The 18,829-nt window shown below is 61.4% G+C and carries 15 protein-coding genes; 5 read left to right on the top strand and 10 right to left on the bottom strand.

Translation table 11 applies throughout. From position 1 onward, the window contains the following. The first annotated feature begins 128 nt into the window (after positions 1-128). The 4 genes from J2Z31_RS26010 (at position 129) to J2Z31_RS26025 (ending at position 4,262) form a co-directional block, all read left to right on the top strand. Positions 129-401 carry a DUF2934 domain-containing protein gene (locus J2Z31_RS26010; protein WP_209606154.1) on the top strand — a complete coding sequence of 91 codons (273 nt, stop codon included), beginning with the start codon at positions 129-131 and terminating at the stop codon, positions 399-401. Positions 402-709: 308 nt separating this feature from the next. Next, positions 710-922 (top strand): hypothetical protein, encoded by a 213-nt coding sequence (locus J2Z31_RS26015; protein ID WP_209606156.1) that lies wholly within the window; start codon positions 710-712, stop codon positions 920-922. Between the two features lie 403 nt (positions 923-1,325). Further along, a complete protein-coding gene (locus J2Z31_RS26020) occupies positions 1,326-1,718 on the top strand; it encodes a response regulator (protein ID WP_209606158.1) in 393 nt (130 codons plus the stop codon). A 738-nt stretch (positions 1,719-2,456) separates the two neighbouring features. Next, a complete protein-coding gene (locus J2Z31_RS26025; protein ID WP_209606265.1) occupies positions 2,457-4,262 on the top strand; it encodes a putative bifunctional diguanylate cyclase/phosphodiesterase in 1,806 nt (601 codons plus the stop codon). Positions 4,263-4,271: 9 nt separating this feature from the next. Here J2Z31_RS26025 and J2Z31_RS26030 read toward each other — a convergent pair whose 3' ends face one another. The 7 genes from J2Z31_RS26030 to J2Z31_RS26060 form a co-directional block, all read right to left on the bottom strand. After that, positions 4,272-7,520 (bottom strand): PAS domain S-box protein, encoded by a 3,249-nt coding sequence (locus J2Z31_RS26030; protein WP_209606160.1) that lies wholly within the window; start codon positions 7,518-7,520, stop codon positions 4,272-4,274. A 1,079-nt stretch (positions 7,521-8,599) separates the two neighbouring features. Continuing rightward, entirely contained in the window at positions 8,600-9,073 is a 474-nt protein-coding gene (locus tag J2Z31_RS26035; RefSeq protein ID WP_209606162.1) for a c-type cytochrome, read from the bottom strand. Positions 9,074-9,079: 6 nt separating this feature from the next. Beyond that, a complete protein-coding gene (locus J2Z31_RS26040) occupies positions 9,080-9,898 on the bottom strand; it encodes a DsbA family protein (RefSeq protein WP_209606163.1) in 819 nt (272 codons plus the stop codon). Continuing rightward, positions 9,892-10,599, bottom strand: a complete 708-nt coding sequence (locus tag J2Z31_RS26045) for an SCO family protein (protein WP_234939667.1) — start codon at positions 10,597-10,599, stop codon at positions 9,892-9,894. Before J2Z31_RS26045 ends, J2Z31_RS26040 begins: the two co-directional genes overlap by 7 nt. Continuing rightward, the gene (locus tag J2Z31_RS26050; protein ID WP_209606167.1) at positions 10,596-11,246 is read right to left on the bottom strand and encodes a TlpA family protein disulfide reductase; all 651 of its coding nucleotides are present in this window, start codon (positions 11,244-11,246) and stop codon (positions 10,596-10,598) included. Before J2Z31_RS26050 ends, J2Z31_RS26045 begins: the two co-directional genes overlap by 4 nt. Then, positions 11,243-11,683, bottom strand: a complete 441-nt coding sequence (locus tag J2Z31_RS26055; protein ID WP_209606169.1) for a DUF411 domain-containing protein — start codon at positions 11,681-11,683, stop codon at positions 11,243-11,245. The genes J2Z31_RS26050 and J2Z31_RS26055 overlap by 4 nt, the downstream gene beginning before the upstream one ends. Positions 11,684-11,712: 29 nt before the next feature. After that, a complete protein-coding gene (locus tag J2Z31_RS26060) occupies positions 11,713-13,140 on the bottom strand; it encodes a multicopper oxidase family protein (protein ID WP_209606171.1) in 1,428 nt (475 codons plus the stop codon). Between the two features lie 235 nt (positions 13,141-13,375). Between J2Z31_RS26060 and J2Z31_RS26065 the strand changes: the two genes are divergently transcribed. Next, positions 13,376-13,642: a hypothetical protein gene (locus J2Z31_RS26065; RefSeq protein ID WP_209606173.1), complete on the top strand. Its 267-nt coding sequence runs from the start codon at positions 13,376-13,378 to the stop codon at positions 13,640-13,642. A 190-nt stretch (positions 13,643-13,832) separates the two neighbouring features. Here J2Z31_RS26065 and J2Z31_RS26070 read toward each other — a convergent pair whose 3' ends face one another. The 3 genes from J2Z31_RS26070 to J2Z31_RS26080 are packed head-to-tail and all read right to left on the bottom strand — an operon-like array spanning position 13,833 to position 18,822. Further along, complete coding sequence (locus J2Z31_RS26070; protein ID WP_209606175.1) at positions 13,833-17,000, bottom strand: efflux RND transporter permease subunit; 3,168 nt, start codon at positions 16,998-17,000, stop codon at positions 13,833-13,835. Next, positions 16,997-18,427, bottom strand: a complete 1,431-nt coding sequence (locus J2Z31_RS26075; RefSeq protein WP_209606177.1) for an efflux RND transporter periplasmic adaptor subunit — start codon at positions 18,425-18,427, stop codon at positions 16,997-16,999. The genes J2Z31_RS26070 and J2Z31_RS26075 overlap by 4 nt, the downstream gene beginning before the upstream one ends. Beyond that, the gene (locus J2Z31_RS26080; RefSeq protein ID WP_209606179.1) at positions 18,424-18,822 is read right to left on the bottom strand and encodes a FixH family protein; all 399 of its coding nucleotides are present in this window, start codon (positions 18,820-18,822) and stop codon (positions 18,424-18,426) included. The genes J2Z31_RS26075 and J2Z31_RS26080 overlap by 4 nt, the downstream gene beginning before the upstream one ends. Positions 18,823-18,829 lie beyond the last annotated feature (7 nt).

The following is an 18,829-nucleotide window of genomic DNA, read 5'->3' on the forward strand; positions in this document are numbered from 1 at the left end:
CGGAGGTCGGCAGCCTTGGAGCACTGCTGTCGTGTCGACGAGAGCTCCTGAACCTGGCGGTGCACTGTCGTACCCGCCTTTTCCTGCTCGACGGTATCGGTCAAAAGTAATCTACAAAGGAGGAAATGATGCCTGAGCGCAAAAAACGGAACGAAGATCCGGTCGAGGGCTCCAGGGAGATGATTGAACGCGAACTGGAGAGGCCAAACCAGACTGGCACCGAGCCGTCGGGTAAAGGCACCAACGAAAAGCAAGCGCGCATTCGGAGGCGCGCCTACGAAATCTGGGAGCGCGAGGGACGACCTGACGGAGGGCATGAGCGCCACTGGCACGAAGCGGAAAAGCAGCTCGACGAAGAAGAAGGACGCACGTCAGACCACGGCGAGAGCGCAGGCCGATAACGTGCGTCTCGCCCCGCCGTGCAGAAATGGCCGCTTGAACGGCGGGACTTCGGCGGCACGAGCTTAAGCGCCCGCGGATTTATGCTGACAGTCTTTGCAAACCTTCGCCAAGCCTGAACGCCAGCGCGAGATCTCGCGCGGTTACGTCCCTCCCGACCTCGCGCGATTGCGTTACCCGCGCGATTCGGATGGAGCCGTTGGCAGGAGAACGCGCCCCTGCATTTGCCTCTATCACTGGTTGGTTGCCAGCACGTGCCGATGACGGGAAGATGATTTTCGCTTCGCTCTCCAATAGAGGAGGTACCGTGATGGGCGCCCACCAACGCTGTCTGTCGATCTCCCCCGAAGAGCTCAATGACCTTCAGGCTGTCCTCGAAGACGTTCTGCGAGAACTAAAGCTATCTCGGGAGAGTGACGAAGCCGAATCAGTCGCGAAGAGGCTGATTAAACTCTTCGAAAGCGGCGTGCGCGATGCCGCCTTGCTCCACGTCGCCTTAACTACGCCGGACAATCAGACGTGAACAGTCCCGACCAGAAGTTCTACGTGTAGAGAAAGCTGCTCAGTCGGACCTTCTGGAGGGCCCCAGCTGACCGAGCTGGGGCGAGATGAACCCTCTAGGAAAGTCACCGACGATTGCGCCGATCGGTGGAACTTTCAGGTAGTCACGTTCCCGTCACGAACCTTCTCGAACCTTGCTCAGGCAAGAAGACCTGCTTTAATCCCCCATCCTTCGTCATCACACCGGGCAAGTCATGACCTTTGGGTCGCCGACTGCATCCTCTGCTTTGAAAACGTTCGTGACGCTGCATTTACGAATGCTGGGGGAGGGCAGCAGCACGTAGCCGCCAGCCGACCACCAAAAGTTTGGAACCGTTTGCCTTCCCCTGCGTTGATCAGCCTTCGATTGTTGGGGGACATACGAGGTGGAATCGGTTCCCATATTGTTGGCGGAGGATGAGGCGCTATTGCTGCTTGATTTCGAACAGGCGCTCGCCGAGGCAGGCTTCAGTGTCATAGCGGTATCGAGCGGACGGAAGGCGATCGCGCTTTTGAATGCCGGAGATGCTTCCATACAAGGGATAGTCACCGACATTCGGTTCCGCGAGCCCCCGGACGGCTGGAATGTCGCACGCGTCGCGCGGGAAATCGATCCGGAAATACCGGTCGTCTATGTTAGCGGAGACAGCGCTCCCGATTGGGCGTCAAAGGGCGTTCCAAACAGCATCATGCTCGAAAAGCCCTTCGCCATGGCGCAGTTGGTAACGGCGATCTCTCAACTGCTTAACGGCCGATCATCAGGAACGACAGCTCCTTGATTGGCGGGACTCGCGACGTCGCCTCAGTTGTGCATTTTGCAGAGACCGGTGTTCTACGCAATCATCGACGAGTTTGCTCTGCCGAGGCTGGATTTTGCCCCGATCCCTGAGCCAGCGGTTACCACTCTAGAACAAAGTCACGCCTAAACGGTGTGAAGTGGGAAAACCTCTCTAAGGCCGATTGCTCCGAAAAACCTCAGCGGGCCGCCGTTCTTCGTTGAGGCGGGTTAGGGCCGCTTTGTCGCGACCGTCTAAAATTTAACCAAAACTCGGAAAGGACCAAACAGAAACCCTCTAAAAGTGTAGTATTGCTTAGCAATCAGATCGTGCGTTGTATTTAGGATTACGGGATTCCCCCCGACCTATGGGGTTCTGCGTCACTTCATGAATGCAAGGGAGCATTCCATGCTGATCTCCGCCAGCCATACACGTTCTTCGACTCCTTTGATCATTCTTGCCGGAGGGAGCTATGAGGAGGCCTCGTCGGTCGCGCGGAGCATTCGGGAAATGGGATATTCATGCGTTTGCTCTCCAGACTACCGGACATTTAAGCAACATGCGCGATTGGTAAAGCCGGACCTCCTATTGCTGGATAGCGGTATCGACGGCGAATTCTTGGGAGATGCAAAACGTCGGGAAGAGTTCCAATCTGTTCCAACGATTCACCTCGTTTCCACTGCCGCCGATCGAGAGCACGCCTTTGCCGCGGGTGCGGTGGACTGCGTCGTCAAACCCGTGCTGACCGAAGAGCTGCTGTCACGTGTAAAAGCCCGTCTCGAGTTGCTGCAGACGGAGAAACAGCTTGCCCAACTCAAAATGCAGTTCGCCACAACGCTTGAAAATATCGGTCAGGGGGTCTGCTTCTTCGATGCGGACCAGCGGCTGATTCTGTCCAATCGGCGGTACGCGGAGGTGTATGGCCTACCTCCGGAGATGATCAAGCCAGGCATGACTTTAAGCGAGATAACCGAGCTGCGTTACGCGGTCGGCGCCTGCCCGGTTGTGCCGCACGACGAATATCTGGCCTGGTGCGATGCGATCAATTCCAAGGCATCGCCCCAGGACTGGTCGGTGGAGCTGAAGTCTGGCAAGGTCATTCGGGTTCATCACGAGAGGACCTCCGATGGCGGGTGGGTTTCTACGCACGAGGATGTGACCCAGCACCGGGATGCCGAACGGCAGATAGCACATCTGGCGCTGCATGATCCTCTCACCGATCTGCCCAACCGCGCAGCTCTGAAGCAGAAACTCGATGCACTCCTCGAACACCACCGTATGCAAGGGTCACCGTTTGCAGTCCTGTGCCTCGATCTGGACCGGTTCAAGGAGGTCAACGACCTCTTCGGCCATAATGTTGGGGATCTGGTTCTGTGCCTGGCCGCCAAACGTCTTTGCGCTGTCGCGGTTGGCGCCTTTGTAGCGCGCCTCGGCGGTGACGAGTTCATGGTTTTGGCAGAAGGTGACGCCAGCTCCGCAGCGCAGGTAGCCGACCTGATTATCACGGTTCTGAGCGAGGACGCAGAGATCGAAGGCACTCGGATCCGAATGGGTACAAGCCTTGGCGTAGCAGTTTTTCCCGCGGACGGGGACAACGCCGCCGAACTCATGGGCAATGCCGATGCAGCCCTCTATCGCGCTAAAGCCGATGGGCGTGGTACGGCCCGGTTCTTCGAACCGCAAATGGACAAGTGGTTGCGGGAGCGGCGAGAGCTGCAACGTGATCTGCAAGCGGCAATTTCTCAACAGCAACTGTCTATTGTCTATCAGCCGCAGGCTAACATCGGCGGGGATGTCACCGGCTTCGAAGCCTTGCTGCGGTGGAACCATCCGACTCGTGGCAATATCCCCCCGACAGTCTTCATCCCGATTGCCGAAGAGAGCAGCCTGATGATCGAGATCGGCGAGTGGGTGTTGCGAGAGGCCTGCCGGGAGGCAGCCTCGTGGCCGCGGAAGCTTTCGGTCGCCGTAAACCTCTCGCCGGTGCAATTCAAACACGGCGATCTGGCTGGGCTTGTAAAGTCAGCCCTGATCGAAACGGGACTTGAGCCCGAACGCTTGGAGCTCGAGATCACAGAAGGCGTTTTGATCGACGACCTGGAACGTGCCATTTCGACGTTGAGTCAACTTAAGGCGCTGGGTTTGCGGATTGCAATGGACGATTTCGGGACCGGCTATTCTTCGCTATCGTATCTGCAATCCTTCGCCTTCGATAAGATCAAAATTGATCAGTCCTTTGTGCGCAACATTGGACTCTCCCAATCTTCAGCAATCATTCGGGCCGTCATCGGACTTGGGCGCGGCCTCAATCTTCCCATTATCGCTGAAGGTGTGGAATCGACGGACCAGCTTGCCTTCTTGACCCGGGAGAGCTGCGATCAGGTACAAGGCTACCTTGTGGGCCGGCCCCGCCCGATTTCGGACTATGCCAAATATCTGGGGCACGCAAACGACGTCGAGCAGCTTGCGCGCGTCCGGCCGGCGATCTCGGCCCAGCAAGAGCAAAGCCATCGTGCCGATTCCAGGCAAAACAGCGGAATTGGCTGAGGCCGCTTCCTAGAGTGAAGGGTTTTTCCCGATCCACCGTTCTGTGGGGAAGGTAGGGTGGGCGCTGTCACTCGATCTGCGGGCTTTTATCACTTCGAACACTTGCTCCGCAGAAAGAGGGCGGGCGAATAGATATCCCTGTGCCTCATCGAAACCTTCGGCGTTGACGGCGTCTAATTGGGTCTGTGTCTCCACGCCCTCCACAGTGGTGGTTATTCCTAAACTTCGTCCAATGCCCGCTACAGCCCTGACGATTGCGAGGGACTCCTTGCCGGTAGGCAAGTCGCTTATAAACTCACGGTCGACCTTAATTTTGTCGAAGGGGAAAGTTCTCAGGTAACTGAGGGAGGAGTAGCCGGTTCCAAAATCATCCATCGCGATTTTGGCGCCAACCTGCCTAATTTCCTGCAGAATATGCAGGTTATTGTCACTTTCGTCGAGCAACACCGACTCCGTTATTTCGAGCTGCAGGCGCGAAGGATCCAATCCGGCTTCTCGAAGTGAATCTGCCACGAGAGCGGAAAGTTTACGATTTCGAAATTGCAGTGGCGAAAGATTTACCGCTACACTGATGTGCGGCGGCCATTTTGCGGCTTCCCTGCACGCCTGGCGCAGCGTCCACTCCCCAAGCGGAATGATTAGTCCCGTTTCCTCCGCTAGCGAAATGAACTCGACGGGCGAGATCAATCCTTTATCGGGATGTCTCCAGCGCACGAGCGCCTCGCAGGTCGTGATCTGCTTAGTGCCGAGGTTTATCAGCGGCTGATAAAACAACTCCAGCTCGCCCCTCTCGAGGGCGCGTCGAAGTTCGATTTTCATTTCTTGCTTGGCTCGGAGGTGAGCGTCCATGCCTGGGGCAAATTGTCTGTAGGTGCCGCGGCCGCTTGCTTTCGCTCGGTAAAGGGCGATGTCGGCAGCCTTGATGAGCTCATCCGCAGACCGGCCATCTTTCGGGGCGAAGGCAAGCCCGACACTTACTCCCACATCTACATGCGTTCCATCGAGATCATAGGGTGCTCCAACCAAATCTATGATGTTCTTTGCCAGATTGATCGCTTCCTCCTCGTTGTCGAGGTCAGTCCTCAGGACAACGAACTCGTCGCCTCCCAGCCGAGCAACAACGTCGTTCTCTTCGGCGCAGTTACGCAGACGTTCGGCCACTTGGCGTAGCAACAGGTCGCCAGCTGGATGGCCATAGGCGTCATTGACTGCCTTGAAGCCGTCGAGGTCCAGGTTGAGAATTGCCGTTGTTGCCTTATCCCGCGACCCGTCCAATAGCCGTTCGAATCCCTCGCGCAGGAACTGACGGTTTGCCAAGCCGGTCAGGGCGTCGTGCCGCGCCATATGATGAATTTGCCTGTGCGCGAGGGAGCGCTCCTGCTCCGCCTTGCGCCGTTCCGATATGTCCCTGAAAAACAGCGACATCCCCTCGGAAGTCGGCGCAGCATGCATTTCGAGCCAGATCCCACGGGGCTCCAGATATTCTTCGAAGCTTGCGTTGCTGCGGTCGGTCATCGCCCTCCGGAATTCGATCGCAAATACCGAGTTTTCGTCCGCAGGAAAAACCTTCCATAAATCGAGCCCTGTCGCATGTTCATCAAGCTGAAGCAGGCGCATGGCTTTGATGTTGAAATAGCTGATCCGCCAGCTTCGGTCGACGACCAGCACGCTGTCCATCGTGCTCTCAAGGACGCCTGAGAGCCGTTCAGCCAGACGTTCGGCTTCATGGCGCGCGGATTCCGCCTCGTTCCTTGCCTTCCGAGCTTCGGTCACGTCGCGCCAAATCGCCAGCATGCGGATGGGTTCACCGGCAGCACCGAGCACCGGGGCGGTGATGACGTCCATGTATCGTTTGAAACCCGCACTGTCGTGTATCGCCGTTTCGAGACGCGTCGTCCGGCCCTTCCGAACTTCGGTGTAAACAGCCTCCGCTTTTGCCACATCCGACGCGGGCACCAGATCACGCCACGCGACATCTTCGAGTGTCGCGTTCTCATCGAGCCCAAACAGTTGCCTTCCAGCCCGGTTCATAAGCAGGGGACGTCCATCGATGTCCAGCAGGCGGATGCAATCGGGCGTACTTTCAAACACGCTTCGGATGAGGGCCTCGCTCTCCTCCCGGGCAAGTTCGGCCTGCCGCCGTTCCGTTATGTCTAGGACACTGCCAACATAGCCGAGGAAGGCTTCGTCCGATGCAAAACGTGGTTGTCCGACGTCAATGACCCAGGCGTAACTCCCGTCGGCGCGTCGAAGGCGGTACTCGGTTCGGACTGGTGTGCGGAGCCGGGCTGCTTCGCTAAAACTACTCTCAGCTTCCTCGCGGTCCTGAGGGTGAATGGCATCGATCCATCCGAGTCCCCGCGCTTGCTCCGCGGTCTGCCCGGTCGTCTCGAGCCAGAGGCGACTGTGGTAGATGCACGCGCCGCTTTCGTCGGTCACCCAAATCATCACCGGCGCATCATCCGCAATGGCCCTGAAACGGGCCTCGCTTTCCTTGGCAGCCTCCAGCGCTCTGCGGCGGTCGTCGACGTCTTCAACTGTCCCGTACCATCGTATGATGGTTCCGTCGCCCGCCTTGTGCGGGGCAGCGCGGTTGCGGAACCAACGATATCCGTCCACCGAAGTTGCCAGGCGGAACTCGACGTCCAACGAATCTCCGGTTGCAACTGATCTGGACCACTGGCGCTGTACGTTCTCAAGGTCGTCAGGGTGCATCGCCCTCGCCCATCCCGTCCCGAGCGCGTCAGCGGGGTCAAACCCAGTTATCTCCTTCCAGCGCGGCCCTACTTCGAGAACCTCCCCCGACGGGGAGGCCGTCCATGGAACCTGGGGATGAAGCTCCACCAGAGAACGATAATGTTCTTCGCTGGCGCGAAGCTCTGACTCTGCTGTACGGCGGGCCGTGACATCCAATATTGTCGCCACCACCATCCTTTCCTTGAGCACACCGCTGGCCAGTTCGGCTTGCCGTTTCTGGGTTACCAGACTTCTGATCGTCCCGTCAGAAGCATGTATCTCCTGCTCAAAAGAGAATTCCTCCCCGGAACTGAGAACTTGTCTGTCCATCTTACGAATGCGATCGGCCTCCGCTCTTGGCAAGATGTCGTAATCCGTACGTCCGCTCAGTTCGCTGCGCGCCCTTCCGAGAAGTTCACATGCCGCATCGTTTAAAAACCGGAAGCGGGAAAGCTCGTCTTTGATGATGATGGGCTGGGGAATGGCATTGAGAATGACTTCGAGTTCTTCACCGAAGCGCATGTTCTGCCCCCAAATGAACTACGTGCGGTTTTTTCATGTTGCTTGAAAGGACCTTGTGACAACGTAGGTGATCACCCGGCTAAAGGAGATGGCGCAGCCCCAGGCATTTTCAATACTACTCAGGCGATAAACCGATCGCGTGCACATGCACAAAGCGATCGGCTCGCTTGTCGCACTTGCTTGGACGGCCATTTGACGTCAGCTGGTGTTGTGGCAACCGTGATTGGCGACGCGAACAGATGATGCCGCGGTGAGCTAATCCGGTATATGCTTATGCCAGTCTGGCGGTGCTTATCTCAACCGTCATTTCTATTGAGGCTCGGAGCCATACCCATGACTGCTCGGGGTGGCACAAAAAGGCATCTCGTTAGGAAGTTACCCGTACCCAGACATAGATGAAACTCACCGTCTGGCGAGGGTTTTACTCGCGGATCCTGGTAGCCTATGATCTCGCCTGTTTCTTCCACGATATATCCTTCGGGCCCTTCAACTACGGCAGTATCGTGGACCGGCTGACAGTCCCGGTCGCTGCAGCACTGGTAAGGGTAGTACCATCCTGAAGGGGCGCTATGCGCGTCCACCTTCACGTGGAAGGAAAGGTGGACAAGCAGCCCCAGGAGCACGCTCAAGTGTACTCGCGTGACATTCCATAGCATGGATACACTCCTCAAGCGCCGGCCGGCCGACGCTGGCGCGCTGATATCGGGGCCTCGATACGAAACAGTGCCAGCCAATTCTGCACTTCCACCGAAAATGTCCAAGGGAAATTATGGGTGCTAACAAAAAAGCCTACGACATCTGGGAACGCGGGGGCCGACCTCACCGGAGATCATGAGCGCCACTGGTACCAGGCGAAAAAGCGCTCGAGGATGAAGAGCGGATTTCGCCGGATGTGGACCGATAAGCATTGGTGATCACTCGGTCGAACCTGGCAATCCCCGCCAGATAACGTTAGTTCCTTTTTCCGGATCAAAATAGGCAGGTTCAAAAGCTGAAATTAATCCGGCCGATCCAGTCGATGATAGAGCGCGGCGGCTTTCGGCAGCGCACGGCCATGACGATGATCCCAATGCCCTCCATTACTGAGTTGCTCCTAGATCGCGGCGGCTCATCTCCGCTTGATACTCGCGCTCCCGTTCCGGCCATGTTTCTTTGATGAAGGCGATCACGACGCGGATTTCATCATCAGTCAGGATTTTCGCGAACCCCGGCATATCGCTTTGGTAGCCACCACCGACAACCGCCGCCGGCCCTTCTTTGGTGATTCGGAAGAGCATTTCGTCCGCATGATGCCAGGTGTGACCGGATGCATCGTGCGGCGGCGCGGGCATGCGCCCGGAGGGCAGCGGGCTTTTCCAGTCGCGCTGCCCCTCGAGGTTCGGCCCATGACAGGCGGCGCAATGCTTGGCATAGAGCGTCTTGCCGAGCGCGAGGGTCTCGATCGAGGCATCGCCGTTCGCAATCCGGGCCGCCAGCCATGGCCATGCGCCGACGAGTCCCAACCCCGCCGCGGCAATCCCCAGCACTGAAAAGAGAGCCGCCCTCGCCCACATCGGTGGCTAGCTCCCACGTGCTGATGCGATCAGCCGCTTCATGGTCGCCTCGTCGACGAGCCCGCGGACGACCTCCTTTCCCACGACGAAGCTCGGCGTGCCGCCGATGCGCAGGGCCTCCGCAAGGGCGATGTTGCGCTTGATTGCCGCGTTGATGGCCGGGTCTTGCATGTCTTTCTTCAGGCGCTCGACGTCGATTCCGACGTTGGCGGCAACGTCGAGCCTAGAGGTTTCTGTGATCCGGCCCTCGTAGGACATCATCGCCTGATGGTAGGCAAGGTACTTACCCTGTTTGCGGCTCGCCAGCGCGGCGCGGGCGGCGAAGACCGATCCGGGGCCGAGGATCGGATATTCCTTGAAGACGAGACGCAGCCCCTTGTCGGCGTTTTCGAGCTTGCCGAGCAGCGGTGCCGCCTGTCGGCAGTAGGGGCAGTTGTAGTCGAAGAATTCGACAAGGATGGCATCGCCTTGGGGATTCATGCCGACCGGCGCGTCCGGGTCGTTGAAGATTTCATCTTGCCGCTCCGAGACCACCTTGGCCGCTTCGCTGTTGGCCGCCGCCTGCTGGCGCGCTTCCAGTCCTTTCACGGACTCAAGGATCACCTCGGGGTTGGCGAGAATATAGGCATGAAGTTGCCGCTCGAGATCGTCCGTCTTGCGAAGGGGCGGAAGGACGCCCACGGCAAACAGCAGCGCCAGTCCGGAAAGCGCGACCGACAGGGCCGCCACCGCAACGGCGGTGAACGCCAAGACCCTAAGGCCTCGCCCCCGTGTTCCAGCGGATTCCTGCTTGGAAGAGGCATTGTCGGGCGTTTCTGTTACCATGGGAGCGATCCTTTCAGCTTCTCCCAGAAGCCCGGTTCGGGGTGCGGGTGCGGCTTCTGGGTCCGGTTTGTCAGCGCGTTGACGAAGACGACGAGACTGACGGGTTCGAACTTCAGCCCGTGAAAGCGCGCGCGAAGGCGGCCGTCCTGGTCGATCACGTGGGTGACGATCCCATGCATCTGCATGCCGCCGTCGCCTTCGGTAAACTTGAGCCCGTAAGCCTCAGCGATCTTGCGGGTCGAATCCTCCGGCTTATCAGGAGCGGACGTCAGGAAAATCCAATTGTGAGGATCGAGCCCGTGCGCCTTGCCATAGTCGTGAAGGACCGGTCCGGCGTCGTGCCTCGGGTCGGTGGTGATGGTGACGAACTCGACCATCTCCTTCATCGGCGTCTCGTTGATCATCTTCTGGATTTCGGCGATCCGCTCCGCATGCAGCGGACAGACATCCGGACAGTTGGTGTAGACGAAATTCAAGACGACGACCTTGCCGCGCAGGGCCTCAAGTCCGATGACGCGGCCGTCGGCATCCTGCAGCGTGAAGCCATGCGCTTCGCTGTCCACAGGCTGGAAGTACCGCTCCTTGTCGCGAAGTTCCTGGTCGACCTCCTCGAGCGAGTGCGCCGCGGCGGGCGTGAGCAAGACGAAAAACGCGGCGACCGCGAGCAGTGCCAGTCGCACCATACGCACTGGATACATCATCGCGAACTCCCCTTGTTCATGGAGGCGGCGACGCCTTCCGCTTTCCCTTCCACGATCGACATAAGGAACGCTATCATGTCCGGTGCTTCCCATTTGGCCGGGCCCATCAGGCGGCCGAGCTCCCGTCCTTCCTCGTCGATCAGGAGTGTCGTGGGCAATCCGACAGCCGCAAGGGCGGAAAGCGCCTGACCCGAAACGTCGACGTGCACGGCGAGACGCCGCACCCCTATCTCCGAGAAGAACGCCTTCACCGCCGCTGCTCCCTGGCGGTCGACCGAGAGGGTGACGACCTGGAACCTGTCTCCGCCTAGCGCCGCCTGCAGTCGATCGAGGGTCGGCATCTCCTTGCGGCACGGCAGACACCAGGTCGCCCAGACGTTGAGCAGAACGACCTTGCCGCGGAAGTCGGCAAGTGTGTGCAGCTGTCCGTCGCCATCCGTGAACCTGAGGTCCGGGATCGGCTTGGGCGTGTCGTTCAGCACCAAGCCTTTCGGCGCGCTCTCAGGTGCTGGTTGGGAGGGTGGTCCCTGGAACGCGATAACGCCCGCAAGCCCGGCGAGACCTACAGCGCCCAGCAGCAGAAGCGACCGACGGCGCGTGAGAGACGGCGCAGAGGTCCTAGCGGTGTCGGTGTCCATCTTGTTCATTCCGTCGCGTAGACCTCCGGTACCTTGCCGTCCTTCGGCACGGTGTAGATCACGAACGGTTCGGTCTTTGTGCCGGCCATGCCCGGCGAGCCCATCGGCATTCCCGGCAGGGTGATGCCGGCGATCGGGGGCTTCTCCTTGAGAAGCTTGCGGACGACGTTCACGGGGACGTGCCCGTCGACCACGTAGCCGTCGATGAACATCGTGTGGCAGCCCTGCATGTTTTCCGGCACGCCCGCCTTGCGACTGATCTCGAGAAGGTCGTTGGTCGGCTTCACGTCGACATTGAAGCCGTTGTCGCGCAGATAAGCGGCATAGCCCTCGCAGCAGCCGCATTGCGGGTTCTTGTAAAGCGTCGCCTGCAGCGGATCGGCAAGCGCCGGCGTGGCGAAGGCGATGAGAGCGGCGAGACTGGTGAAACGGATTGAAGGGTTCATTTCAGTTCTCCTTGGGCGGTTCTGCTTGTTCAGGCGACGCGCAGCACGGTCATCATCCCTGACATCTGGTGGTCCATGACATGGCAGTGCAGCATCCAGTCGCCGGGATTGTCGGCGACGAAGGCGGCTTCGACGACGTCCTTCGGAGCCATCAGCACCGTGTCCTGCCACTGGCGGTGCGGCACGGCCCTGCCGTTGCGGCTCAGCACCTTCAGGCTGTGCCCGTGGATATGCATCGGGTGCCACCAGGCGGTCTCGTTGCGTAGTTCCAGCACGACGCTGCGGCCCCGCTCAAAAACGAGGGCCGGTTCCATGCCAGCATGGCCGTCGCCGTTCATCGACTGGCCGTTGATTGCCCAGACCGCGCCGTGGCCCATGCCCATCATTCCACCGCCGCCGCCCATCATGCCGCCGCCCATCATGCCGCCCTGCAGCGTCAGCGTGTGGCGCTCGGACGACGCGAGGTCGGGCTCCGGCAAGGGGTTGCGGGGCAGTGCAACGGGCGCGTCGACAGAGTGATCGCGGATGGGCCGCCGCGCGTCATAGGCAAGCTGCGTAAGCCGGTAGGACAGCCCGTCATAGAAATCGTCGATGACGTCGTAGCGCCGCCCTGGCTCGCCCCCAAGATCGAGCGCGAGATCGACGCGCATGGCAGGGCCGAGAAGGATTCGGCCGTTCTCCGGCTCGTGCGGATCGCAGGGCTGACCGTCGAGGGCGACGATCGTCGGTCGATGCCCCTCGAAACGCAAGGCCATGATGCGTGCGAGAGATGCGTTGACGATGCGTAGACGGACGCGCTCGCCCGCCAGGAAGGACTCCGCTTCGGAGACCCGGCCGTTGACCGTTACGGTGTTGCCGACACGGCCGGACATCGCCGCCTCCATCCGGTTGCCGAAGCGGGGTGCGATTCCGCCCCCGTCGTTCAATCGCCAGTCGGAAATCACCCAGACAAGGTCACGGTCGACGGCGACGGGCTCGCTCTCCTCCACGATCATGGCTCCGGCGAGACCGCGGCCGAGCTGCTCGAGGCTGTTCGCGTGCGGGTGGTACCAGAAGGTTCCGGCGTCCGGAGGCGTGAATTCGTAGACGAAGCTCTTCCCCGGCTCGATCGGCGGCTGCGTCAGTCCAGGCACCCCGTCCATGGCATTGGGCAGCCGGATGCCGTGCCAGTGGACCGTCGTTTCCTGGTCGAGGCGGTTTTCGACGACGAGGCGAGCGCGCTCGCCCTGGCGAAGGCGCACGACCGAGCCTGGAACCGTTCCGTTGTAGGTCCAGACATCCGTTTCCGGCCGATCCGGCCTGGCAAATCGTGCGCGGGCGGGCGCGGCGACGATGCGGTAGCCGTCGGACGAAGCGGACCGCGCCGGGAACGGTGCCAACGCACTCGCCAGCAGAAGGCCCGCGCCGGCCTGGAGCAGAGCCCGGCGAGACACGAGACAATGGGATTGGCTATTCACATTCGATCCTTCCAATCATCGTCGATGACGGAACGCATGGGCCTCTATGCGCACGCGTTCGCTTGACCGGCACTGTCGCTTGGAGGCGACCGCCGGAAATCAGCCGATGTCGGAGGTTCGTGGTGGATCGGGGTCGGGCTGCAACGCCCTGCCAACGAGGAGGGGTTCGCGGATCGCCTCGGAAGCCGGATCATCAACAGGCGGAACGAACGCGACCGTTGGAAGCGGTGAGACCATGGGTGCGGCGCAGATACTGCCGCAGCCCATCGCCTTCATGGCGCTATCGCTGGGCTGGTCGGGGCAACCCTGGCAGTCTCGTTGGGCCGACATTGCCATGTCGGACATCGTCGCCATCATCGCGGCCATCCCGCTCGCCTGGGCGACCGAAATGCCCATTCCCGCGGCAAGGAAGACCGCGAGAAGCAAGTGGGCTAGCTTTCGGACAGACCAGCGTTTCATAGTGGAGAGAATCGCGCCGAACCTCCGGAAATACAAGCCATGATGCGCCCCAGAGGAGACCCGGCGCGTCAACATTGCGTGACGCGACGCGAGCGGACGTCTCAGCGGAAGAACACGTATTTGATCAGGGCCGCAATCACGAGCACGATCATGAGAAACGCGACGATGCCGATGCCACCCATGCCCCACATCATGCCGCCGCCCATCAAATCGTCCATCATGGCATCCTCCCTTCATTCGGCCGCCTTCATGAGCCGCTCCTCTGCGGCCTCGACCGCTGGTCGGTCGTCGGCCGCCAGCCGCCAGCCCTTCACCAGTCCGTAGATCGCCGGGATCACGGCGAGCGTCAGCAACGTCGACGAGATCATGCCGCCGATCATCGGCACGGCGATGCGCTGCATGATCTCCGATCCGGTTCCGGTGCTCCAGAGGATCGGCACCAGCCCGGCGATGATCGCCACGACGGTCATCATCTTCGGCCGCACCCGTTCGACCGCACCGACCATGATCGCCCTGTGGAGGTCGTCCCGCGTGAACGCTCGCTTCGCCGCCGCACATGCCGCCCGGCGCTCCCGCAGCGCCTGGTCGAGATAGATCAGCATGATCACGCCCGTCTCGGCCGCCACGCCCGCGAGCGCGATGAAGCCTACGGCCACGGCCACCGAGGCGTTGAACCCAAGCCACCACATCAGCCAGATGCCGCCGACAAGCGCGAAGGGCAGCGACAGCATGACGATCAACGTTTCGGTCAGCGCCTTGAAGTTCAGGTAGAGCAGCAGGAAGATCAGAGCGAGCGTCAGCGGCACGACGATCGCCAGGCGCGCCTTGGCCCGTTCGAGATACTCGTATTGGCCGCTCCAGCCGACCGAGTAGCCGGCCGGCATGGCCACGCTCTTGGCGACCGCGTCCTTCGCTTCCGCGACGTAGCCGCCGAGATCGCGATTGGCGATGTCGACGAAGACGTAGACGGCAAGCTGGCCGTTCTCGGTGCGTATCGTCGTGGCACCACGCGTCAGCTTCACGTCGGCGACCGCGCCGAGCGGGACCGTACCGCCGCCTGGGAGCGCGACCTCGACGTCGCGGGCGATCGATTGCGGATCGCTCCTGAAGGCGCGCGGATAGCGGACGGCGACACCGTAGCGCTCGCGGCCCTCGACCGTCGATGTGATCACCTCGGACCCGAGCGCCGTGCCGATCACGTCCTGGACGTCGTCGATGCTCAAACCATAGCGCCCGAGCGCCAAGCGGTCGGGAACGATGTCGAGATAGTAGCCACCGATGACGCGCTCGGCATAGGCGCTCGACGTGCCGGGGATCGTCTTCAGCGCCGTCTCGATGTCGCGCGCGATCCGCTCCATTTCCTTGAGGTCGGTCCCGTAGACCTTGACGCCGACGGGCGTGCGGATGCCCGTCGACTGCATGTCGATGCGGGCGCGGATCGGCATGGTCCAGGCGTTGGAAACGCCGGGGAACTGCAGCGCCGCGTCCATCTCCCGCTTTAGGCTGTCGATCGTCACGCCCGGCCGCCATTCGGACTTCGGCTTCAGGGTGATGATCGTCTCGAACATCTCCGTCGGCGCGGGGTCGGTGGCGGTCAGCGCCCTGCCCGCCTTGCCGAAAACAGTCTCGACCTCCGGGAAGGATTTGATGATCCGGTCCTGGGTCTGCATCAGCTCGGCCGCCTTGGTCACCGACAGGCCTGGCAAGGTCGTCGGCATGTACATCAGCGTGCCTTCGTTGAGGCTCGGCATGAACTCGCTGCCGATCTGCCGCGCTGGCCACACCGTCGCGGCGAGAGCCGCCACCGCCAGAAGGATGGTGATCGTCTTCGCCCGTAGCACCCCGGCAATGACCGGGCGGTAGAGCCAGATCAGGAAGCGGTTGAGCGGGTTTCTGTGTTCCGGCACGATCCGGCCACGCACGAACACGACCATCAACGCCGGAACGAGCGTCACCGACAGAAGCGCGGCGGCTGCCATGGCGAAGCTCTTGGTGAAGGCGAGCGGACCGAACAGCCGCCCCTCCTGCGACTCCAGCGTGAAGATCGGCAGGAACGAGACGGTGATGATCAGCAGGCTGAAGAACAGCGCCGGGCCGACCTCGCTTGCCGCCCTGATCAGGATCTCGGTGCGAGGCTTGTCGGGCGGCGCGCGCTCCAGATGCTTGTGGGCGTTCTCTATCATGACGATCGCGGCGTCGATCATCGCGCCGATGGCGATGGCGATGCCGCCGAGGCTCATGATGTTGGCACCGATGCCGAGCGCGCGCATCGCGATGAAGGAGATCAGGATGCCGATCGGCAGCATGATGATGGCGACAAGCGCACTGCGGACATGCAGGAGGAAAGCGATCGTCACCAGGGCGACGATTAACGATTCCTCGACCAGCGTTCCCTTGAGCGTCTCGATCGCCGCCTTGATTAGCTCGGAGCGGTCGTAGACAGGAACGATCTCGGTGCCGCCTGGCAGGCTGTCCTTGATCGCCACCAGGCTCTTCTTGGCGCTGTCGATGACGTTCAGGGCGTTTTCGCCGACCCGCTGCAGAACGATGCCGCTTGCGACCTCGCCTTCGCCGTTGAGCTCGGTGATGCCGCGGCGCTCGTCGGGAACGGTCTCCACCCGTGCAACGTCGCCGAGCCGCAGCGGGGCTCCGCCTTCGGTCATCAGCACGATGTTCTCGATGTCCTTGATGCCTTGCAGATAGCCTTTGCCCCGGACCATGAACTCGAATTCGGAAATCTCGACCGTTCGCCCGCCGACATCGCGGTTGCTGGCGCGGACCGCATCGGCGACCTGGTTCAGGGTGACGTTTTGGGCCCGGAGCCGGGCCGGATCGACGACGATGGAGTACTGCTTGACGAAGCCGCCGACGCTCGCGACCTCGGCGACGCCCTCGGACTTGGAGGCGGCGAAGCGGACGACCCAGTCCTGCAGCGAGCGCAGTTCGGCGAGCGACAATTCCTTGGCGACGAGGGCGTACTGGTAGACCCAGCCGACCCCCGTCGCATCCGGACCGAGACTCGGCGACACGCCTTCGGGCAACCTGCTGGAGGCGGCGTTCAGGTATTCGAGCACACGGCTGCGCGCCCAATAGGGATCGGTCCCGTCCTCGAAGATGACGTAGACGAAGGAGACGCCGAAGAACGAGAAGCCGCGCACGACCTTCGACCGCGGTACCGTCAGCATGGACGTCGTCAGCGGATAGGTGACCTGATCCTCGACCACCTGCGGTGCCTGGCCGGGATAGTCGGTGAATACGATGACCTGCACATCCGAGAGGTCCGGGATGGCGTCGAGCGGAAGAGATCGCAGCGAGTAGACGCCCGCAGCGATCGAGAGCGCGGCTCCGACGATGATCAGTATAAGGTTGCGGGCAGACCAGGCGATGACGTTCGAGATCATGGCTGCACCTCGCTCGTCGTGAGTCCGTTCAGCGCCGCGTTGAGGTTGCTTTCGGCGTCGAGCAGGAAGTTGGCGGAGACGACGATCTTCTCGCCGGGCTCGACGCCCTTCGTGATCTCCGTCCGGTCGTCGCCGCGCGGACCGAGGGTGACGTCGCGCGGTTCGAAACGGCCGTCGCCCTTGTCGACGAACACCACCTGGCGGTCGCCCGTGTCGATCACGGCGCTGTTCGGCACGGCAACGACGGGGTTGGGTTCGCCCGAGGCGATCTCCACATCGGCGTACATGTTTGCGAGCAGTAGACCCTCGCCGTTGGAAAGCTCGATCCGCACCTTCGCCGTGCGGGTCTGCGCTTGTAGTTCGGGGTAGATCAGATCGACGGTGCCCTCGAACACCTTGCCGGGGAGGTTCCGCACCCTGACCGTCGCCGTCGCGCCTTTCCGGATGGACATGGCATCGTATTCGGGGACGTCCGCAATCACCCATACCCTTGACGTGTCGGCGATCCGGAACAGGACGTCGCCGGCCTCCGCCATCATGCCGGTGGTCGCGTTGCGCTCGAGGACGACGCCGTCGCTCGGCGACAGGTACGCGATGCTTCTGGGCACTATCCGGTCCCTAGCGATTCCTCTTATCGTCTCTTCCGGCACGCCGAGATTGCGCAGTTGCAGCGCGCCCCCGGCGTCGAGGTCCGGCTTGCCGCCGCCGCGCAGTTCCGTCGCGTATTCGGCCCCGGCCTTGGCGATCTCCTTTGAGTAGAAGTGGAAGAGGTCGTCCCCCTTCTTCACCCGGTCCCCAGTCGTGACATCGGCGACGTCCTCGATGAAGGAGTCGGCCCGCATCGAGACGATCCGCACCAACCGCTCGTCGAACGTGACCGTCCCCGGCACGCGCACCCGGCGGCTGACGACGGCTTTCTCCGCCGTCGCTGTCTTCACGCCGGTCCGCTGGAGCTTGCCGAGCGAAACCTTGACGACGGAGCTGTCCACTTCGTCGCCCTCGTAAACCGGGATGTAGTCCATACCCATCGAGTCCTTCTTCGGCACCTTGGAGGTGTCCGGCAGGCCCATGGGATTGCGGTAATAGAGTATCTTCCGCTCGCCCGCTTTCGGCGCGGTTCCCGCGCTTTCGGCGGCTACCTTCTTCACCGTCTCGAAGGATACGTCCTCGCTCTGCCGCACCGCCACGAACGCACGACCGTCGGCGGTCTCTTTCGGCGCCGCGGAATACTCCGGCTTCCCATCCGGGTGGCGATAGTAGATGACCTTGCCCGTTGGGATCGCCGCGGGCGGCATCGTTTCCCCGAGCGCCTGCCCGGAGAAAAGCTGGTTGAAGTTGGTGGCGAGGCCGCGCGTGCCGGCCACGTAGCCTCCCCCGCCGGCAACGGCGAAGGAGCTGAAGAGGAGCAGGAACTTGAACGTCTTCACGGCGTGGCCTGCAGAGTGAGTTCGCCTTGAACGGTATCGACTTCGCCCTGGACCTTCGCGGCGAGCTTGAAGCGCCAGCCGCCCTCCATGCTGAGGTTCGTCTTGAAGCGGTAGACGCCGGGTTCCGTCGACGGCAGCGCCTCGACCGGGCTGGTCATCGCCTCCATGCCTTCCGGTGCCATGTCCATCCGGGTGGTGAAGATCACGGCGTCGGACACGGGCTTTTCCGTTCGCTTGTCAACGAGACGGACGGCGATCGTCGCCTCCGGCCCTTGGGCGACCTCGGACTGGACGAGTTGGAACTCGTAGTCCGCCGCAGCGGCGTATGATGTGGTTGTCGAGGCCAGCACGATGGCCAGCGATGCGAAGATTCTGTTGGGAGGAAAATGGTTCATAGGAATC

The sequence above is a fragment of the Sinorhizobium kostiense genome (assembly GCF_017874595.1).
Classification (GTDB): Bacteria; Pseudomonadota; Alphaproteobacteria; order Rhizobiales; family Rhizobiaceae; genus Sinorhizobium; species Sinorhizobium kostiense.

What these genes read in the sequence shown, in the direction of transcription:
- J2Z31_RS26030 (WP_209606160.1), bottom strand. Translation starts at nt 7,520, where the DNA reads ATGCGCTTCGGTGAAGAACTCGAAGTCATTCTCAATGCCATTCCCCAG.
- J2Z31_RS26035 (WP_209606162.1), bottom strand. Translation starts at nt 9,073, where the DNA reads ATGTGGGCGAGGGCGGCTCTCTTTTCAGTGCTGGGGATTGCCGCGGCG.
- J2Z31_RS26070 (WP_209606175.1), bottom strand. Translation starts at nt 17,000, where the DNA reads ATGATCTCGAACGTCATCGCCTGGTCTGCCCGCAACCTTATACTGATC.
- J2Z31_RS26080 (WP_209606179.1), bottom strand. Translation starts at nt 18,822, where the DNA reads ATGAACCATTTTCCTCCCAACAGAATCTTCGCATCGCTGGCCATCGTG.
- J2Z31_RS26040 (WP_209606163.1), bottom strand. Translation starts at nt 9,898, where the DNA reads ATGGTAACAGAAACGCCCGACAATGCCTCTTCCAAGCAGGAATCCGCT.
- J2Z31_RS26065 (WP_209606173.1), top strand. Translation starts at nt 13,376, where the DNA reads ATGGGTGCGGCGCAGATACTGCCGCAGCCCATCGCCTTCATGGCGCTA.
- J2Z31_RS26050 (WP_209606167.1), bottom strand. Translation starts at nt 11,246, where the DNA reads ATGAACAAGATGGACACCGACACCGCTAGGACCTCTGCGCCGTCTCTC.
- J2Z31_RS26015 (WP_209606156.1), top strand. Translation starts at nt 710, where the DNA reads ATGGGCGCCCACCAACGCTGTCTGTCGATCTCCCCCGAAGAGCTCAAT.
- J2Z31_RS26010 (WP_209606154.1), top strand. Translation starts at nt 129, where the DNA reads ATGCCTGAGCGCAAAAAACGGAACGAAGATCCGGTCGAGGGCTCCAGG.
- J2Z31_RS26045 (WP_234939667.1), bottom strand. Translation starts at nt 10,599, where the DNA reads ATGATGTATCCAGTGCGTATGGTGCGACTGGCACTGCTCGCGGTCGCC.
- J2Z31_RS26055 (WP_209606169.1), bottom strand. Translation starts at nt 11,683, where the DNA reads ATGAACCCTTCAATCCGTTTCACCAGTCTCGCCGCTCTCATCGCCTTC.